The following is an 18,528-nucleotide window of genomic DNA, read 5'->3' on the forward strand; positions in this document are numbered from 1 at the left end:
CAGAAAAACAATAGAATTTCTATGAAAATATTTCACCTTTCTATGGAGTGCTATCCGGTTGCTAAGGTCGGCGGACTGGCAGACGTGGTGGGCGCCCTGCCAAAATATCAGAATAAGATGGGCTTGGATGCCAGCGTCATTATGCCATGGTACAACAATCCTTTTTTCTACAACCACGAGTTCGAAGTCGTTTTCGACGGCTTTATCCATCAGTCGTTTCATATGTACCAGGTTCAGGTTTTTAAGGAGAAGAGTGCTGCGCTTGGTTTTGACCTTTACTTAGTGAAAATTCCCGGACTCCTGGATCGCGAAAGCGTCTATGGGTATTGGGATGAGAGTCAGCAGTTTATAGCGTTTCAACACGGGGTTTTGCATTGGCTCAGCGCGATGGAGATCCGTCCGGATATTTTCCATTGCCACGATTATCACACGGGCTTGGTTCCTTTTATGATTGATAATTGCTATGAATTTCAGTTTCTGAAAGGTGTAAAAACTGTGGGAACGATTCATAATGGCGAATATCAGGGCAGTATGGACTGGATGATGTCTAGTTTCCTTCCCCATTTTGACGGCTGGCGATCGGGACTTCTCGATTGGAACGGCAGGATCAATCCGATGGCTGCGATGATCAAATGCTGTAATGCCTTTAATGCCGTCTCTAAAGGATATCTGGAAGAATTATTTTACAACTTCCAAGGTTTGGAACCGCTGATGCATCAGGAGCGGCAGAAAGCTTTCGGGATTCTCAACGGCATCGATACCGAGGTGTGGGATCCGGAAACGGATGAGATGCTGAAATTCAATTATAACAAGGACTATGCAGAAGAAGGGAAATGGGAAAATAAAAAAGTAATCTGTGCAGAATACGGTCTGAATCCTCATCTTCCGCTTTTTGGTTTTATTGGCCGCTTTGCCCGCGAAAAAGGAGCCGATCTGCTGCCGGAAATAATTCAAAAAAGCATTCAGGAGACCAACGGTTCATTGAATTTGATAGTATTGGGATCGGGAAATCAGGAAATAGAAAACAGATTGAAGGGATTGCAATATGAGTTCAACATCAATTTTGCCATCGATCTGGGGTATAAAGAATCTCTTTCCCATCAGATTTACGCGTCAGCAGATTTTCTCTTGATGCCGAGCAGGGTAGAACCTTGCGGCCTGAATCAGATGTATGCGATGCGGTACGGCACCGTTCCAATCGTGCGATACACAGGTGGTCTGCGCGATACAGTGCAGGATATTTCGACGGGCGGTAGCGGACTAAACTTTACGAATCCCGGCGCCGAGGACGCCGTTCATGCCATCAAAAGGGCGCTTCACATTTACAGCCAAAAAGATTTGATGAAAGGATTAATCTACAGCAATATGTCTTTCGATTTCTCTTGGGAAGCTGCCGCAAAAAACTACGCCAGTCTTTATAATTATTAAAAAAATTCTATTCACATTGGCTTAATATTGGTACATATTTATTAGCTTTAGCATAACACAAACTCAAAAGATATTATAATGAAAGAAAGCGTAATCTCCATTGTCCTCGGAGGCGGAAGAGGAACTCGCTTGTTCCCTTTGACCTATACGAGATCCAAACCGGCCGTTCCCATCGCGGGAAAATACCGATTGGTAGATATTCCGATTTCCAACTGTCTCAACTCGGGACTTAATAGGATATTGGTCTTAACTCAGTTTAATTCGGCTTCATTAAATTCCCACATCAAAAACTCCTACCACTTTGACATTTTCAGTAAAGGATTTGTAGACATTTTGGCAGCAGAGCAGAATGTGGAAAACGAGAACTGGTATCAAGGCACAGCCGATGCCGTTCGCCAAACCATGAAGCATCTGGATAAATATGAATACGAATATGTCCTGATCCTATCCGGAGATCAGCTGTACCAGATGAATTTTCAGGAAATGATCAACTTTCACAAAAAGCAAGGCGGCGACATCACCATCGCGACCATCCCCGTCAATGCAAAAGATGCCACGGGTTTTGGGATTATGAAAGCCGATAAAAAAGGCAATATTACCTCTTTCATAGAGAAGCCGGGTTTGGATATCCTAAACGAGTGGAAATCGGAAGTGAGCGATGAAAATAAATCGAAAGGTAAAGAATTCCTTGCATCTATGGGAATCTACGTCTTCTCAAAAGATGTTTTGAAAAAACTGTTCGATGAACACGAAGGCGACGATTTTGGTAAAGATTTCATCCCTGCAGCTATTGGTCACTATAATGTTCTAAGTTACCAATACGATGGTTATTGGACCGACATCGGAACGATTGAATCCTTCTACGAAGCCAATCTAGATCTCACTCTGGATTTGCCACAGTTCAATCTCTTCAGTTCCAATCCCATTTATACCAGAGCAAGGATGCTTCCTCCGTCAAAGATCAATGGATCATATGTAAGCAAAACCATTATTGGTGATGGCTGTATCATCTTGGCTGATAAAATAGAACACAGCATCATTGGTAACAGAACCAGAATCGACAGAGGATCTACCATCGTCAATTCCTATGTGATGGGTGCCGACTATTACCAAACTGCCAAGCAAGTATCCGATAATGAAGCCGCCGGAATTACCAATATGGGAATCGGAAGATACTGCTATATCGACAGAGCCATCCTCGACAAAAACTGCTTCATTGGTAATAATGTAAGGATCATCGGTGGAAAACATCATCCTGATGGCGATTATGATACCTATTCTATCAGAGACGGCATCGTGGTGGTAAAGAAAAATGCCAAAATCCCGGACGGTACTAATATTTTATAAATCAATAATAAATCATAAAACCCTTTGTTACGAAGGGTTTTAATTTTACTTTGGCAGATTATTTGTCTTAGAAGATGTAAAGTTTAAAAGTTAATGAAGCAAATATTTTTATTGGTTGGTCTGGTCTTTTCTTCTATACTGCAGGCACAGTTCAGCCATATCAACGCGGGGGAGGTACTCAGTTACAGAGTTCACTACGGATTTATAACCGCCGGCAACGCTACCCTATCTACAACCAAAACATCTTACAAAGGACAGCCCGCATTTTATGTACGGGGCGTCGGCAAGACAAGCGGTGCCGCAAAGACTTTCTTCAAAGTAGAAGATATTTACGAAAGCTATATCAACGACAACAAAGAACCGCTTTTCTACGTGAGAAATGTCTCCGAAGGAAGCTATACACAACATCTTGAAAGTACCTTTAACGCAAGTAATGATACTGTGGTACTTGTAGATAAGAAACATCGGGACAGACCTACGAAAACCATCAAAGTACCCAATGGGGTGCAAGATATGCTTTCCTGCTTTTATTATTTAAGAGATTTGCCGGCCGATCAATTGAAAGTTGGTAGTGTCGTAAAAATAAACATCTGGATTGACGATGAACTGTTTCCTTTTCAGGTGAGAGTGGCAGGAACGGAAAAAATATCCACCAAATTTGGTAAAGTCAATTGTTTAAAAATTGTTCCTTCCGTGATCAGTGGCCGGGTTTTCAAAGCGAGAGAAAGTGTCACGATGTGGGTTACAAATGATCTGAACCGGGTGCCGGTATTGGTAAAAGCGGAGTTGGCGGTCGGATCTCTTAAGGCAAGTATCGACCGGTACAGCAATGTCAAATATCCCATCAAATTTGAAAAATAAAAGGATATTCCGTGCTTTATTGGAATTATTTGAAAACAAATTTTATAAACTTTAAAAAATTAAATATTATGGCATCATTTTTAAAAACTGTACGAAACACCGTCAAATACTGGTATATCCCAGCAATTGTCGGTCTGTTATTTATTATTTTAGGGGGCTATTTGTTGTCCGTCCCGGGAGCAACCTACTTTTCTCTGGTTTTGCTTTTTACGTTATCATTCCTTTTCTCGGGGATTTTGGAGATTGTCTTTTCTATTGAAAACAGAAAAGAGTTGGAAGGCTGGGGCTGGTACCTTGCCGGTGGTATTTTTGCATTGCTGATTGGTATTCTGCTTCTCGCAAGACCCGATATAGCAGCCACGACGTTACCATTTTTCGTGGGTTTTAGCTTGCTGTTCCGTTCTATTCAGGGTCTGGGTTTTGCATTTGAACTAAAAAATTACGGTATCCTTAGGTGGGGCAATCTTGCTATTTTAAGCGTAATAGGTATCGTCTTGTCTTTCATTTTAATTGCCGATCCCATTTTTACAGGCATATCTTTGGTGCTGATAACTGCTCTTTCTTTTATTTTCGCAGGAATTTACGCTATTGTACTATCTTTTCAACTGAGAAGACTGAAAACACTTCCCCGAAAAGTAAACCAAGAACTTAAAGACAAAATCGAAGATTTGAAAGAAGAATACTATAAAAGCATTAATAAAAAAGACTAAACGTCAAATCGCCATTACTAAAGGAACAAATGCTATCAAAAGATACTGTGAAATCCAGAATATATTTGAAGTTGTTCATAAAGTACTAAATTAAAAAACGTAAAAATGGGAAGTTCTGCTTTCCATTTTTTTGTTTATAAACAAAGGAAATTAGTAAATTTGTGCAGTGAAGGACTATTACTACTTTCTCGGCATTCCCAAAAATGCTTCTCCCGAAGATATCAAAAAAGCCTATCGGAAGTTGTCTCTCAAATATCATCCCGACAAGAATGATAATGATGCTTTTTTTTCGGACCGATTCAAAGAGGTGAAAGAAGCCTACGAAACGCTTACCAATCCTCAGACCAAAAGAATATACGATCAAAATCTCGGCAGCCAACAGCAGAATATCAAAAGTATGTTTCCTCCGAAGATAAAAAATTTCTCTGCGAACAAAATCAGAGCCCGAAAAGATGAGGAAATCACCATCTATTGGAACACCTATGATGCCGATTTTGTAAAAATAGTTCCCTTTGGACTGGAAAAACCGGAGGGCGAACGCACCATTCGCATCAAGGAATTCGATTCGCAAGGAAAATTTCAGATTCTGCTACACGCCACCAACACCGTCCTGCATAAAACCATTGTCCAAGGAATTACCATCACGGAAGTTTTTGAATCCGAAGCCACATCGGGAAAAGAAAATCCCGGGCAGAACTTCCACGAAAACTTTCGCAAACCGCCGCAAAAAAAAGAAACCAGCTCCAGAAGGCTGGTCTCTGTTCTTATTTTGGTAGCAATCCTCGTGGTGCTGATTTGGACAATGCTCAACTGAGAATCAACAGAGTTTGGTAGTTTTCCGGGTAAACTATTTTAAGTACGGCGCCATCACTTGAGCCCAAAGCCGATAGCCTTCCGGCTTCATGTGGAGCATATCGTCCAGAAAAAGATCGGTTCGTACTTGCCCGTTGGCATCGGCCATCACCTTCGTGATATCAATGTAATCTGCCCGCTTTTGTGTTTTGAGGTACGAGGCGATCATCCGATTGACTTCTGTCACCACGGGCCAAAACTGCGCACGGCTTGGCGAATATTTGATAGAAACATACGCGACGGGAACTTTCGGATATTTTTCCCGAATCTTTCCGTAGAAGGTTTTGAAGCGTTCGAAAACTTCCGTGGCCGTCGGGTGATCCATCGCAATATCGTTGTCCCCACAGTAGATGACGATCTGCCTTGGGTGGTAAGGGTCGAGGAGCTCATCTGCATAATAAATGAGATCCACCAGTCTCGATCCGCCAAATCCACGGTTCACAATGGTTTTTCCGGGGAAATAATCATTGACATCTGTCCATTTGGTAAAGGAAGAACTTCCGAGGAAGAGGATCGGCTTTTTCGGGATTCCATTTTGCTGATCGATTTTTTTGAATTCCTGAATCTCCTTCCAAAAAGGCTTTTCCTGACCAAAAAATAATACAGAGTTTAAAATGATGCTTAAAAAGAAAAGTCTGAACAATCGATGCTGTTTCATATTTTTTAATTTTTTGAAGTTCCAAGGTACAAAAAAACAGCTGCCGAAAAGCAACTGTTTTGAGGATTTTAAAAATTTATTTATGAAAAATTACTCTACGATAAATTTCGTGTTCAATTCCCCTGTTTTCAGGATATAAACTCCTTTGGGCAACTGGTTGAGCCTGATGGTGTTCCCATTTTGGAAAGGATTGTCCACGGTTTGTACATTTTGCCCCGTCATATTGTAGATCATCGCTTTTTTGAATTTCTTCAGATCTTGATCTCCGCTTACCGAAATTAAATTGCCCTTCACAGGATTTGGCGCAATCGTAAGGTTTTTAGAGAAGGAAGCATCATCCACTGCCAGCGGCGCAGCTCCCCAAATTGTGGTGACCCATTCCGGATGATCGATGAAGGGATTTCTGTTTTTCTGGTAATTATAGGCGGCATTATTACGGACGATTTCTCTCTCCGAGACAGGATCCTGCTGGTTCCATTGCAACATCAAGTTCAGTTCCCAATCCGCCAGACCCTTGTGGATATTTCCTGGATTAAGGATGTTGCCACTCTCGAAACCGGATAATTTTGTTTCGTATCTCGTCACGAAATAGAGTAATACTCTGGCTACATCTCCTTTGAATTCATTAATGGGTTCAAACACAGTTCCGGAGTATCCCGGAGAACTGTTGGCGCCCAGTTTGGAACCGTTTTTGGAAGTCCACGTCGCGCTGCCCACTTTCCCGTACGGATAATTGCTTCTCATCCCGTTCACCTTGCCGTCTGTTGGCAAAATATGTTGGATGTCCGAAACCATCGGGCTGTCTTGGTTAAAAAGACTTTGGGGAATCGAATGTTCCCTGTTGTAGCAGTCGCCTTCTACAGAATAATTACCGCATTTCTTCACGCCGTGCGTATAATTGTAAGGATCGGCTCCGGCAGGATTTTCGGAATAAATATCGAGCACCGTGCCATCTTTCTCATAAAAGTTATCGGAATCGGTAGTGGGAAAGCCATTATAAAGACTATCATAGCTCTTGGTGATGTAGCCCGCGCTGATGATCTCCCCAAGTTTTGTCTTCAGGGCAAATCCGGTGAGTCCGTTTGCCGTGCTGTAGTAGCCTGCCGGCTCCTGTGCATTCGCAAAACCAAAGATCATAAAAGATAAGAGTAAAATTGATTTCTTCATTTTAAAAAATTAGGGCGTAAAGTTAAGATTAAATTGGTATTGAATTTATGTTTTAATATTTTTTAAAGTGTGTTTTAACGATAATATAATGTTGATCTGCTGAATTGGAAAAATGAAAATTTTGGTCAGATTATTTTTCCACAAGATATCTTTTGTTGACCTTAGAAAAAAGAAAAGAAATGGCAAGGCCAAAAAATAGAGCAATGGCCGAAACAATAAAATAGTTGAACCCTTCAATTTTCACGGGAAATGCCAGATTTTCACTCGCTTTGAAAAAGCCTGTCCGAATCTGCAAATACGAAATGGCCGAGCCAAGCACGAGTCCGCAGATCAACCCAAAGAAAACGATCAGCACGCCTGTGAAGAAGTAAGTCAGCCGAAGATCTATCTTGTCGAAGCCCAGCGCAATCAGTGCCTTAGCTTGCTCTTTCTTGTCCAGCTGGAGAATCGTAATCGCACCGGCCAAGTTGAAAGTCGTAATGAAGATTACCAAGCCAAAAATCAAATAGATCATCAACTTTTCGGTATTAATCATTTTCCAAAAAGCGGCGTTCTCTTCAGATTTGGTAGTAATGATTAATTGATTGCCCAATTTTTTGGTCAAATCTGCTTTTACCATTTCCGAATTCTTGGATTCTCTAAGCTTGATCACCACCTGATAACAAGCCGATTTCGGAAGTCCTAGCAGTTCTTGCGCCAGCTCTATCGGCCCGATGATGTAATTATCCAGTTGATCATTTCCCGGAAAAATCCCGCTGACATAGATGTCTTTTTTGCTGAAGATGTCGCTCTCCTGCTGGATGATGCCTTTTCCCGGTTTTGGCATCAAGACCGTTGCAAAATCCTGACTGGAGTTCACCGGAAGAGAAAGTCGGTTGTCAAGTCCATTTTCCAAGATGACCTCATTGCTGTATTTGAAATCCGGATATTTCCCGTAAAAAATAGTTTCGTTGATAGGATTGACCTGAATATAAGATGAATCTACCCCTCGCAGATAAGCAATTTCGCCATTGTCTTTGTAGCCCAGATACACCTTTTCCTCTATTACTTTGGAAAAACTGACAACTTCCTTATTTTTTTTCAGCGTTTCAATGATTTTGTCAATTTCGGGAAGCACTTTTCCCGTTTTGCTACGGATGGTGAGGTCGGCGTGTAGATTGGCGATCATATCTTTATTCAGCTCCTCCAATCCCGAAAAAACAGAAATGATGATAAACATCGCTGCCACGGCTGCCACCATTGCAAACGCGGCGAGCCACGTGATGAACGTGACGGCCGTGCTTCCTTTGCGGGAGATGAGGTATCGGGATGCTATGTAAAAAGCATTTTTCAATATCGCGGAGGATTTATAGAATCGGGTTGTCGCCTTCGCCCTTTAGTTCCCTTTCGATGCGCTCTACATCGTCGAGACTGGTGTCGATATAAAAAACAAGTTGCGGAATAATGCGCACCTGTTTAGACATCTTTTGCCCGATATAGTTGCGGTAGAAGGAGTGGTTGCTGTTGATTTCCTTCATAATGGGTTCTCGCAGTTCGGGCGGAAAAATGCTGAGATATATTTTGGCGATGCTGAGATCTGCAGTCACTTTCACATCAGAAACCGAGACCAAGAAGCTCTGTTTGCTTTCCGCAGCCTGCTTGCGGAAGATTTCCGCCATATCTTCCTGAATGATTTGTGCTACTTTTCTTTGTCTGTTGCTTTCCATAAATGATGCAAATTTAGTGTTTTTGTTTTGAATTTTGTGCAGCAGTTTGAGTTAAAGACTCAGAACCTATCGGGTTGGATTTTATTAAAACTTTAAGGCATATTTTTAAAGTTAATCCTTGGAGGTTTTGTACATTTGGAAATAGATTTTAACCCAATTCTTTTGAGAAATGCAGCGAATTTTTAATTAAAATATCTCTTAATAATGACAACAAAATACGAACAATTGCCAAGTTCTCTTTTCGTGAAAAACAGAAAGAAATTTGCGGAAAAACTATTACCAAAATCCTTAGCCGTTTTTAATTCCAACGATATTTATCCGATAAGTGCAGACTCCACAATGCCATTTCAGCAGCACCGAGACATCTTTTATCTCAGCGGCGTCGATCAGGAGGAGAGCATTTTGGTTATTTTTCCGGATGCCTATCTCGAAGAAAATCGGGAAATCTTGTTTTTAAGAGAAACCAACGAGCATATTGCCATTTGGGAAGGCGAAAAACTGAACAAAGAACAAGCGACGGCCGTTTCCGGAATCAAAACCGTGTATTGGCTCAGCGATTTCGACAGAATTTTCAAAAGCCTGATGTACGAAGCAGAAAATGTTTATCTCAATAAAAATGAACATTACAGAAGTGCTGTGGAAACAGAAACCCGCGAAGACCGCTTCATCAAAAAGCTAAAAAAAGACTACCCAATGCACCATTACTTGCGAAGCAATCCGATTCTTCAGCGGCTGAGAAGCGTGAAAGAACCGGAAGAATTGGCATTGATCCAAACCGCCTGCAATATCACGGAAAAAGGAATCAGAAGATTGTTAGGTTTCATCAAACCAGATGTTTGGGAATATGAAATCGAAGCAGAATTGATCCACGAATTTATAAAAAACCGAAGCCGAGGTTTTGCCTATTCGCCGATCGTTGCAACCGGGAACAATGCCAATGTTTTGCATTACATTGCCAACAACAAGCAGTGCAAAGATGGCGAGCTGATCCTGCTGGATGTAGGCGCAGAATATGCCAACTATTCCAGCGATCTGAGCCGCACGATTCCTGTGAGCGGCAGATATTCCGACAGACAGAAAGAGGTTTATAACTCGCTTTTGCGATGCAAAGCAGAAGCAGAAGAGCGCTTGGTTGCCGGGAATAACTGGGACAGATTTCATAAGGAAATGGGCGAAGTTTACACCAAAGAGTTGCTTCAATTGGGATTAATCGACAAAGCGGATGTCCAAAACGAAGATCCGAAATGGCCGGCCTACAAAAAGTTTATGATGCACGGAACCTCGCATCACATGGGCTTGGATACACACGACTACGGCATCCTGACCGATGATTTTGTAGAGAATATGGTTTTTACCAACGAACCCGGATTTTATATTCCGGCGGAAGGTTTTGGCATCAGGATCGAGGACGATTATGTCATCCAGGCTTCCGGAAAACCGTTTAATTTGATGGCCAATATTCCCATCACAGTTGAAGAAATCGAAGATTTGATGAATGCTTAAGAAAGCAATCAAACTTTAGATATGGGAGTAATTCAGCATCAAAAAATTTGACATAAAAAATCCTGATCATACCTAAAAATGGTCGGGATTTTTGTTTTATAAAGTCCGTTATTTCTTGAAAAATTCCATCAGATCCATATAGTTTTTCTGGTTCACGCCGTGGCCTGACATATACTCCCGGAACGAGAAATAGGCGCCTAAATCATAAAGCAGTTCGGCGCCTTTTTTGGCCCATTCCAATGGGATTACCACATCATCGGTGCCGTGGGAGATGAAGAATCTGAGATGTTGCAGCTTTTTCTTGTCTTTTACGATGTTTTTCAGCATTTTTTCTTCCGGATAAGTACTGAGGCAAGCTATTTTCGAGAACAACTCCGGATATTGCAAAGCCAATGCATAAACAATCATTCCGCCTTGGCTGAAACCGCAGAGATGTGTTTGGTTATTGGTCAATCCATAATAGTTGGAGATTTTAAGGATATTTTCCAACACTATTTTCACGGATTCCAGAGCTTGGGTTTCGTCAACAAAATTTTCTTCGTTCATAAAATCGAGGTCAAACCAAGCATAGCCGCCATTTTCGGTATCCCTCGGAGCCCGGAAACTCACAATTAGCCAATCCTGCGGCAAAGTGGGTGCAAAACTGAAAAGATCCTGCTCATTGCTGGCAAAACCGTGCAGAAGAAACAAAATGGGTGTCTCCGGTGTGATATTTTGTGGTTCTCGTACGAGATATTTTAAGTCCATATTCTGAGGATAATTGTAAATGTAAATTGTAAATTGTAAAAAGTAAAAAGTAAAAAAGTACTATGTATTTTTATCTAAAGTATAATTGTAAAAAGTACAACGTATTTTATTAATTATTTTAAAATACTGAAACGATGAAATAATTCTTTTTCCCTTTTTGCATCAACAAAAATTTCCCATCAATCAAATCACTTTCCGAAACTGAAAAATCTTCACCAACTTTGGTTTTGTTAATTGAAATTGCATTGCCGGCCAATTCTCTTTTCGCTTCTCCTTTAGATTTAAGGAAACCCGTTTTTTCTGAGATCAAATCAATAATATTGCTTCCAATCACATCGGACTTCGATAATTCTTTTTGAGGAACGCCTTCGAAAATCTGAAGAAATAGTTCTTGATCCAGACTTACCAAATCTTCTGCAGTGGACTGCCCGAAAAGGATGTTCGATGCTTTTACGGCTTTTTCGTATTCATCTTTTCCGTGAACCCAAATCGTGACTTCTTCAGCCAATTTTTTCTGCAGTTGACGTTCGTGAGCAGCCTTTTTGTGTTCTTCTACCAAAGTTTCGATCGCTTCTTTCGGAAGGAAAGTATAGAATTTGATGAATCTCTCGGCGTCGGCATCCGTGGCATTCAGCCAGAATTGGTAGAATTTGTACGGCGAGGTTTTCTTGGCATCCAACCAGTAATTCTCGCCACTTTCCGACTTCCCGAATTTGGATCCGTCCGCTTTTGTAATCAATGGAACGGTGAGGGCAAACGCTTCTCCGCGTGCTTTTCTTCGGATCAATTCCGTTCCGGTCGTGATATTTCCCCATTGGTCCGATCCACCCATTTGAAGTTTCACGCCTTGGTTTTCGTAAAGATGCAGATAATCGTAACCTTGCAAAAGTTGATAAGTGAATTCGGTAAAGCTCATTCCGTCAACGCCTTCTTTGCCGGACAATCTGTTTTTCACAGAATCCTTTGCCATCATATAATTCACGGTGATGTGCTTCCCGATATTTTTGGCAAAATCGAGGAAGGTAAAATCCTTCATCCAATCATAATTATTGACCAGAATCGCTTTGTTGTCGCCGTCGCCATCAAATTCCAAGAATCTTGACAGCTGATTTTTAAGACAATCGACGTAATGGAGTAGTGTTTCTTCACTCAAAAGATTACGTTCTGCGGATTTTCCCGAAGGATCGCCAATCATTCCTGTGGCGCCGCCAATCAAGGCAATCGGCTGGTGACCGTGCTGCTGAAAATGCGCCAGAATTTTGATCTGAATGAGGCTTCCGATATGCAAAGAATCTGCTGTCGGGTCAAATCCGATGTAGGCTTTCGTCATTTCTTTGTTCAGCTGTTCCTCCGTTCCCGGCGTCATATCCGAAAAAAGACCGCGCCATTTCAGTTCTTCAATAAATGCATTCATTCTCTTCAAAAATTTCGTGCAAAGATAAGAATTAGAAGTTGTACTCATTTGCTGTCTCCGGGTTTCTGGATTATTTTTTGGAAGATTATTTTTGGACTATCAAGACACTTTATTAAATATTCATAAAAATCGTATTTATTTTAATTTTTCAAATAATAAACAATCTTTAAATATTTTTCATAGTTTTGTAAAAATTGTTAAATTTTTAATAAATGAAAATAAATTTAAATGCTAATCTTTTTGTCTTGGTTTTGATTTTCGTAGGCTGTTTTTTTTATTCACAAATCAGACCGGAAACTATCTATGGCGATTACAACGGCTACTGGATTTCCAAAGATAATTCGGCAGCTTACGTCATCACTCAGGAGACAAACAATTTGACGGGATTCACCATAGGTGGAATCACGTATGCTACGGGCGTCAACAACCAGTCTCTTGTGGATCACAGCGTCCCGAATATCATACAGGAAAATTATCAGGCGTTTCCTTCATCTTTGGCAACCATCGGCGCCTCCTTAGTTGGTGTTCCCAGATATGTAAGTGGCGTCGAACAAACACAATTAAATGCACCTTCTTTAAGTTGTGCTAACGCGTTAGGCTATTATCTACGGGATGGTATTCATGGTTTGGATTTGAGTACGGCTGTTTTTAATATACCGAAACAAAATCTGACTTTCAATGTAAATGTATTAGCAGACATTAATCCCAGCTGTATCAGTGATAATATTCCCGATATTATCGTAACACAGGTTGGACAGCCCAGCGGTAGTTATGATATTTTTAAATTTATCGATGCGACTGGTGCAACCGTTGGTACTGAGCAACAAATCAAGTTTTCGACTGTGACACCGTCCGGACAAGCAAAGTGGAATTTCTATTTTGCAGCAAACTGTCCGCACGACTATAACAGCGGGTTGTCCGGTACCAATCGTGATACCCGTATCTTGGCTTTTAAGCTGAGCGATTTTGGTATTACAGCGGCAAATTATACATCTGCCATCAAATTTGTTCAGGTGCTGTCGGGTGAAAGCGATGTTGCTTTCACTGCTTATAGCACTAATTCCATGTCTTTATATTGCCTTGAAAATGCGGTCACAACAGGAACGGCTTTGGATACCAAAGCAGGGATAACCTCTTTGAACCGTGCGGGCTCTTCTGCCAGCAATGATAACTGGCCAATGGTTCGCAAAGGCGGATTTCTGGCATTGGAGTCCAATAAAAAGCCCTTGGTCATCACCAGAACTACTACGGCAAATCTTGCCAATATTACGAACCCCGTGGAGGGTATGATGGTATTCGATACCAGCGAAAATTGTCTTAAAATATACGTTAATTCAGCAATTGGCTGGAAGTGTTTCAATAAAAAAACCTGCCCATAATGAAAAAAATATTTTCAGTTTTTATCTTGCTTGCTTTTAAATCAAGCATGTACGGACAAGTGATTTTTGGTGATGCTGTAGGAACTGCCACCGATAAGACTTCTGTCCTAATGGAGTTTGCCAATAGCGGAGACAGAGGTCTCATCCTTCCGTACGTTACCGATAAATCGGCGATTACCTCGCCCGGAAGCATTATTTTAGATGCCAGCACTCCTGCATCGGCAAAAGTAAAGTATTATACGGGTACTGCCTGGGCAGATCTGAGTGTGGAACCCAGTAATGTGACATCTTACTTAGGCATCCAGCCTGCTGCAAAGGAAAATGCCAATGCAAAAGTAGTTATCGGAGCCGCCAACTCGTCGGCGGATGGTATTTTGGTTTTGGAGTCCGCGAATAAGGCAATGGTTTTGCCCATAACGCCGTCTTACCAAAATATCATAAATCCGGCTCCAGGAACTATGGTGCTTACGAATAACGGTGGTTTTAAAACCTTGGCCGTTTACAACGGTCAGCAGTGGAGCTTCTGGTCCTATTGAGTCCTAAAAGTACGAAGAAGACGGATATGCGGATTTTAAAGATGTGTGAAAATCGACTGGCATTGTTACAAAAAACGCTTTACAGTTTAGTCCGAAAACGCGTAGCTTTGCAAGATGAATCAGGACACCATTTGCGCGTTAGCCACTGCCAACGGAGTAGGCGCCCTCGGGATTATCAGAGTTTCGGGGTCGCAGTCTTTTGCGATTGTAAATAAAATTTTTGAAGGTAAAAATCTCGAAAATGAAACCTCGCACACCGTCCATTATGGCTTTATAAAGGAAGAAAATGAAACGATCGATGAGGTGATGGTTTCTGTTTTCCGAGCGCCAAAAACTTTTACGGCAGAGGATTCTGTGGAGATTTCTTTTCACGGTTCGCCTTACATTGCGAGGCGGATTTTGGAAGTGCTAACCAAAAACGGCGCAAGAATGGCAAAAGCCGGCGAGTTTACGATGCGCGCTTTTATGAACGGCAGAATCGATCTTTCGCAAGCCGAATCTATCGCAGACCTCATCGCTTCGGACAATGAAGCCGCCCGAAAAGTGGCTCTCAATCAGCTGAAAGGCGGCATTTCTCAGGAAATTTCTGTTCTGAGAAGCGATCTCTTGAATTTCACTTCGCTCATAGAATTGGAATTGGATTTTGCGGAGGAAGATGTAGAATTTGCGGATAGAAGCGCTCTGCAGCAATTATTAAATAAAATCGAGGTGAAGTTAACTTCATTAATCGACAGTTTCCAGTACGGAAATGCCATCAAGAACGGAACATCGGTCGCCATCATCGGTAAGCCGAATGCGGGAAAATCGACGCTTTTGAATGTTTTGCTAAAAGAAGAACGGGCTATTGTTTCGCAAATTGCAGGCACCACGAGGGACACGATAGAAGAAGTGCTGCACATCAAAGGCAACGCTTTCCGGTTGATTGATACGGCAGGACTGCGGGAAACGGCGGACGAGATAGAAGCCATCGGCGTGCAGAAAGCCAGAGAAAAAGTAGCATCCGCGGATATTTTGATTTATCTTGCCGATGCCGCCACAGAAGATTTTTCCGAAGATTTCGAAATCCTAAAATCCTTGGTTCGAGATGATTTGAAAGTCATCATCTGCGCCACCAAGATCGACGAAGTTTTGCCTACAAAATATAATTTGGTGGAAACGGCATTTCGCCAAGCAATGTCGTTTGATTTTGACTTTCTTAAAATTTCGGCGTTAGAAAATCAGAATATTCAGGATTTGAAAAATGAATTGTCTTCCTTTGTCGAACATCTGAAATCTGAGGAGAATAACGTCGTCATCACCAACCAGCGCCACTTCGAGGCGCTTAAAAAATCTTTGGAATCTGTTCAAAAAGTGGGAGAGGCGGTGCAATCCCGGCTTACGACCGAGCTATTGGCTTACGAGCTCAGAAATGCCTTGGAATACCTGGGGGAAATTTCTGGACACTTCAGCAACGACGAGGTATTGGGTAATATTTTCAGTAAATTTTGTATTGGAAAATAAATCGTGTTTATTTTCAGTTGAATTGTCTTCTTTTGCAGTTGTTTCGTTTTTAGTTATTTAAATCACTTTTTTCTCTTTCGGTTTTGCTTTTTGTTCGACACTTGTTGCAGGTTTCTTCGAAAGCGCTTCGAAAAAAGCACCCTTTTTCCGAACAAGACTCGAACACTTCTCGAACACTTCTGCAAGAAAAGCCTTTTTTTGGTGTTTTTAATCGCCGGAAAATAGAATGTTGCGAAAGAGGATTTGTTTATTTTTTCTATTCAGATTTCACGATTTTTGAAATTTACGCATAAAATTTTGTACAAAAGCTTTTAAAACATACCCTTTCCCCGATATAATATCATTCCTCCACGCGCTTCCACATTTTTTTTCTTTACTAAGCGAGATGCTTTTCGTATCCATTCGCCATTTTTTAGTGATGGGATTTTCCATACGTTTTGCAGCACTAATTCACATCTTCTGACCCAAGTGTGGCAAATAAATTGTATTGAAATGGTGACATTACTATGTTTATCTATTAAAAAATTCGGCTATGAAATTTTCAAAAGTTATACTAGATCAGATAAGCAAAAATCTGCGCGAAAGAAACCAAACCATTGCTGCTGCCGAAAGCGTGACGTCGGGATTTTTGCAACTGGCTTTCTCGCAAATGCTAAATGCACAACAGATTTACAATGGCGGTATCACCGCTTACACCCTTGAGCAAAAAGTTAAGCATCTAAAGGTGGACAGCACCGAAGCCAAAGAGACCGACTGCGTCTCCACCAACATTACCGAATCTATGGCTCTCAATGTCGCTAATCTATTTGATGCCGACTGGTCGGTCGCCACCACCGGATATGCGACGGCGGTACCGGAATCACAAGGCGAAATTTTTTCGTATTATGCCATAGCTTATAAAAACCGGATCGTTTTATCGGAGCGTACAGATCTGCATCCTATGACCAAACCGTTAGACGCACAAAAATATTTTATGGAATGTGTATTGAACAGCTTAGATCGCTGCTTAACCAAGGATGTGCAGTCATTAAAAACCAATTATTAATTGACGGACGAACCGATAAGAATTGTTTCTAAACCAATAAATATTCACAGAGCGGATGTCTGGGAGACAAAATGTTTGGTTCTGTTCAGCTATCATCCGTAAAGCCAACCTATTTTCTCGAATAATAAAAAAGTGCAAATACAAAAATTGGTAAATAGAATAACTTGATTATGAAAGACTTGCAATTGAAAGACAAAACAGTCCTCATCTCAGGCGCAGACAGCGGCATCGGAAAGGCAGCGGCCTTACTCTTAGCAGAAGAAGGCGCCGACATTGCCATTATTTATCACGAAAATACCGACGATGCCGAAGAAACTCAGCAGGCCATCCGGCAGCTTGGTAGGAGGGCCATTATTTTCGGTGGGGACGTCAATAACTGGGAATTTTGCGAAGAGACGGTTCAAAAAACAATGGCAGAATTCGGAAAGATTGATATTTTAATCAATAATGCAGGTGTGCAGTTTCCTTGTGATAAAATTGAAAATCTAAAGGAAGAAAATATCCGCAAAACTTTTGATGCCAATATCATTGGAATGATTTTGCTTACCAAAGCCGTTTTTCCGCATTTGAAAGCCGGTAGCAGCATTATCAATACCACCTCTGCCGTTGCATACCAAGGTAATCCTGAATTGTTGGATTATTCTGCGACCAAAGGTGCCATTGTCTCATTTACCCGCTCTTTGGCTTTGCAAGCAAAGGAACGAGGCGTGCGTGTCAACGGTGTGGCGCCCGGCCCGGTGGCTACGCCGCTTACCAAACGGACGTTCGGCCAAGAAGAGGAAGATCTAAATAAGCCACCTTTGGAACGCAATGCTACGGCAGAAGAAATTGCTCCGAGTTTTCTTTTTCTGGCAACGGAAGCTTCCGCGCAGATGACAGGGCAAGTATTGCACCCAAATGGTGGACAGATTGTAAACGGCTGATTATCGACATTTTTTTTAGAAATCTTTTAAAAAAAATAGAATAATGGACTTTTTTGGTATGCTGATTGTTTAAAACAAATCATTAATTAAAAAATAAAACATTATGGCAACTACCACAAAATCTGCTTCCACAAACAGCAAGACGACCACGAAGACCCCTGCAAAAAGAAATGCAGCGAAAGATTTGAAAGACCTACTCGAAGATAGCCTAAAGGATATCTACTGGGCTGAAAAGGCACTCGTAAAAGCGCTATCCAAAATGGAAAAAAATGCAAGCGACGATAAACTGAAAGAGGCCATCGCGCAGCATTTGATCGAAACAGAAGAACACGTCAGCCGATTGGAGGAATGCTTCGAATCTCTCGGCAAAAAAGCACAAGCAAAAAAATGCGATGCGATGCAGGGACTCATCGAGGAAGCGGAAAGCATCATCAAAGAAACCGAGCCCGGAACCGTGAGAGATGCGGGCATTATCGCAGCTTCTCAAAAAGTAGAGCACTATGAAATCGCCACATACGGAACTCTGGCCGCTTTCGCGAAAATTCTCGAAGAAGAAACATCGCTTAAAAATTTCTTGGCAACTCTTGAAGAAGAAAAGAAATGCGACGAGCTATTGACCAAGCTTGCAGATACTAATCTTAATTCGCAAGCAAAGTGATAGAATAAAATGATTTGAGGATTTATTAAAATCGTCTTTCAAAAAGAGTTTATCCATTTAAAAAATATAAGCACAGATTCAAAAAGAGGAATTC

The 18,528-nt window shown here is 41.4% G+C and carries 18 protein-coding genes; 12 read left to right on the forward strand and 6 right to left on the reverse strand.

The window, feature by feature from the left end; genetic code table 11:
- The first annotated feature begins 21 nt into the window (after positions 1-21).
- The 5 genes from DTW91_RS07115 (at position 22) to DTW91_RS07135 (ending at position 5,160) form a co-directional block, all read left to right on the forward strand.
- Positions 22-1,428 (forward strand): glycogen synthase, encoded by a 1,407-nt coding sequence (locus DTW91_RS07115; RefSeq protein ID WP_125202694.1) that lies wholly within the window; start codon positions 22-24, stop codon positions 1,426-1,428.
- 78 nt (positions 1,429-1,506) lie between these two features.
- On the forward strand, positions 1,507-2,775 hold the full coding sequence (locus DTW91_RS07120; RefSeq protein ID WP_125202695.1) for a glucose-1-phosphate adenylyltransferase: 1,269 nt from the start codon (positions 1,507-1,509) through the stop codon (positions 2,773-2,775).
- 93 nt (positions 2,776-2,868) lie between these two features.
- Complete coding sequence (locus DTW91_RS07125; protein WP_125202696.1) at positions 2,869-3,636, forward strand: DUF3108 domain-containing protein; 768 nt, start codon at positions 2,869-2,871, stop codon at positions 3,634-3,636.
- Positions 3,637-3,704: 68 nt separating this feature from the next.
- On the forward strand, positions 3,705-4,346 hold the full coding sequence (locus tag DTW91_RS07130; protein ID WP_125202697.1) for an HdeD family acid-resistance protein: 642 nt from the start codon (positions 3,705-3,707) through the stop codon (positions 4,344-4,346).
- Between the two features lie 166 nt (positions 4,347-4,512).
- Entirely contained in the window at positions 4,513-5,160 is a 648-nt protein-coding gene (locus DTW91_RS07135) for a J domain-containing protein (RefSeq protein WP_125202698.1), read from the forward strand.
- A 33-nt stretch (positions 5,161-5,193) separates the two neighbouring features.
- Here the strand turns inward: DTW91_RS07135 and DTW91_RS07140 are convergent, their stop codons facing one another.
- The 4 genes from DTW91_RS07140 to rbfA all read right to left on the reverse strand — a co-directional run bounded on the left by DTW91_RS07140 (position 5,194) and on the right by rbfA (position 8,729).
- Entirely contained in the window at positions 5,194-5,856 is a 663-nt protein-coding gene (locus DTW91_RS07140) for a GDSL-type esterase/lipase family protein (RefSeq protein WP_125202699.1), read from the reverse strand.
- Positions 5,857-5,946: 90 nt separating this feature from the next.
- Complete coding sequence (locus DTW91_RS07145; protein WP_125202700.1) at positions 5,947-7,023, reverse strand: endonuclease; 1,077 nt, start codon at positions 7,021-7,023, stop codon at positions 5,947-5,949.
- Positions 7,024-7,153: 130 nt separating this feature from the next.
- Positions 7,154-8,356 (reverse strand): ABC transporter permease, encoded by a 1,203-nt coding sequence (locus DTW91_RS07150; protein ID WP_125202701.1) that lies wholly within the window; start codon positions 8,354-8,356, stop codon positions 7,154-7,156.
- 13 nt (positions 8,357-8,369) lie between these two features.
- The gene (rbfA, locus tag DTW91_RS07155; protein ID WP_125202702.1) at positions 8,370-8,729 is read right to left on the reverse strand and encodes a 30S ribosome-binding factor RbfA; all 360 of its coding nucleotides are present in this window, start codon (positions 8,727-8,729) and stop codon (positions 8,370-8,372) included.
- A gap of 204 nt (positions 8,730-8,933) precedes the next feature.
- Here rbfA and DTW91_RS07160 point away from each other — a divergent pair, with 204 nt between their 5' ends.
- The gene (locus DTW91_RS07160) at positions 8,934-10,232 is read left to right on the forward strand and encodes an aminopeptidase P family protein (RefSeq protein ID WP_125202703.1); all 1,299 of its coding nucleotides are present in this window, start codon (positions 8,934-8,936) and stop codon (positions 10,230-10,232) included.
- Between the two features lie 108 nt (positions 10,233-10,340).
- Here DTW91_RS07160 and DTW91_RS07165 read toward each other — a convergent pair whose 3' ends face one another.
- Both DTW91_RS07165 and tyrS read right to left on the reverse strand, forming a co-directional pair.
- Entirely contained in the window at positions 10,341-10,979 is a 639-nt protein-coding gene (locus DTW91_RS07165; protein WP_125202704.1) for an alpha/beta hydrolase, read from the reverse strand.
- Between the two features lie 118 nt (positions 10,980-11,097).
- Positions 11,098-12,393 (reverse strand): tyrosine--tRNA ligase, encoded by a 1,296-nt coding sequence (gene tyrS / locus DTW91_RS07170; RefSeq protein WP_125202705.1) that lies wholly within the window; start codon positions 12,391-12,393, stop codon positions 11,098-11,100.
- A 212-nt stretch (positions 12,394-12,605) separates the two neighbouring features.
- Between tyrS and DTW91_RS07175 the strand changes: the two genes are divergently transcribed.
- The 6 genes from DTW91_RS07175 to DTW91_RS07200 all read left to right on the forward strand — a co-directional run bounded on the left by DTW91_RS07175 (position 12,606) and on the right by DTW91_RS07200 (position 18,434).
- Positions 12,606-13,772 (forward strand): hypothetical protein, encoded by a 1,167-nt coding sequence (locus tag DTW91_RS07175; RefSeq protein WP_125202706.1) that lies wholly within the window; start codon positions 12,606-12,608, stop codon positions 13,770-13,772.
- Positions 13,772-14,308, forward strand: coding sequence for a hypothetical protein (locus DTW91_RS07180; protein WP_125202707.1), 537 nt, complete (start codon positions 13,772-13,774; stop codon positions 14,306-14,308). The genes DTW91_RS07175 and DTW91_RS07180 overlap by 1 nt, the downstream gene beginning before the upstream one ends.
- Before the next feature lie 114 nt (positions 14,309-14,422).
- Complete coding sequence (mnmE, locus tag DTW91_RS07185; protein ID WP_125202708.1) at positions 14,423-15,808, forward strand: tRNA uridine-5-carboxymethylaminomethyl(34) synthesis GTPase MnmE; 1,386 nt, start codon at positions 14,423-14,425, stop codon at positions 15,806-15,808.
- Between the two features lie 532 nt (positions 15,809-16,340).
- A complete protein-coding gene (locus tag DTW91_RS07190; protein WP_125202709.1) occupies positions 16,341-16,853 on the forward strand; it encodes a CinA family protein in 513 nt (170 codons plus the stop codon).
- A 170-nt stretch (positions 16,854-17,023) separates the two neighbouring features.
- A complete protein-coding gene (locus tag DTW91_RS07195) occupies positions 17,024-17,776 on the forward strand; it encodes an SDR family oxidoreductase (RefSeq protein ID WP_125202710.1) in 753 nt (250 codons plus the stop codon).
- A 103-nt stretch (positions 17,777-17,879) separates the two neighbouring features.
- Positions 17,880-18,434, forward strand: a complete 555-nt coding sequence (locus DTW91_RS07200; protein ID WP_125202711.1) for a ferritin-like domain-containing protein — start codon at positions 17,880-17,882, stop codon at positions 18,432-18,434.
- The last annotated feature ends 94 nt before the right edge of the window (positions 18,435-18,528 follow it).

Origin of the sequence: Chryseobacterium sp. SC28, from assembly GCF_003932955.1 — a bacterium.
Classification (GTDB): domain Bacteria; phylum Bacteroidota; class Bacteroidia; order Flavobacteriales; family Weeksellaceae; genus Epilithonimonas.

Coding starts and splice junctions, on each gene's coding strand:
- DTW91_RS07175 (WP_125202706.1), top strand. CDS start 12,606: ATGAAAATAAATTTAAATGCTAATCTTTTTGTCTTGGTTTTGATTTTC.
- DTW91_RS07195 (WP_125202710.1), top strand. CDS start 17,024: ATGAAAGACTTGCAATTGAAAGACAAAACAGTCCTCATCTCAGGCGCA.
- DTW91_RS07190 (WP_125202709.1), top strand. CDS start 16,341: ATGAAATTTTCAAAAGTTATACTAGATCAGATAAGCAAAAATCTGCGC.
- rbfA (WP_125202702.1), bottom strand. CDS start 8,729: ATGGAAAGCAACAGACAAAGAAAAGTAGCACAAATCATTCAGGAAGAT.
- DTW91_RS07160 (WP_125202703.1), top strand. CDS start 8,934: ATGACAACAAAATACGAACAATTGCCAAGTTCTCTTTTCGTGAAAAAC.
- DTW91_RS07165 (WP_125202704.1), bottom strand. CDS start 10,979: ATGGACTTAAAATATCTCGTACGAGAACCACAAAATATCACACCGGAG.
- mnmE (WP_125202708.1), top strand. CDS start 14,423: ATGAATCAGGACACCATTTGCGCGTTAGCCACTGCCAACGGAGTAGGC.
- DTW91_RS07120 (WP_125202695.1), top strand. CDS start 1,507: ATGAAAGAAAGCGTAATCTCCATTGTCCTCGGAGGCGGAAGAGGAACT.
- DTW91_RS07145 (WP_125202700.1), bottom strand. CDS start 7,023: ATGAAGAAATCAATTTTACTCTTATCTTTTATGATCTTTGGTTTTGCG.
- DTW91_RS07115 (WP_125202694.1), top strand. CDS start 22: ATGAAAATATTTCACCTTTCTATGGAGTGCTATCCGGTTGCTAAGGTC.
- DTW91_RS07125 (WP_125202696.1), top strand. CDS start 2,869: ATGAAGCAAATATTTTTATTGGTTGGTCTGGTCTTTTCTTCTATACTG.
- DTW91_RS07130 (WP_125202697.1), top strand. CDS start 3,705: ATGGCATCATTTTTAAAAACTGTACGAAACACCGTCAAATACTGGTAT.
- DTW91_RS07180 (WP_125202707.1), top strand. CDS start 13,772: ATGAAAAAAATATTTTCAGTTTTTATCTTGCTTGCTTTTAAATCAAGC.
- DTW91_RS07200 (WP_125202711.1), top strand. CDS start 17,880: ATGGCAACTACCACAAAATCTGCTTCCACAAACAGCAAGACGACCACG.
- DTW91_RS07140 (WP_125202699.1), bottom strand. CDS start 5,856: ATGAAACAGCATCGATTGTTCAGACTTTTCTTTTTAAGCATCATTTTA.
- tyrS (WP_125202705.1), bottom strand. CDS start 12,393: ATGAATGCATTTATTGAAGAACTGAAATGGCGCGGTCTTTTTTCGGAT.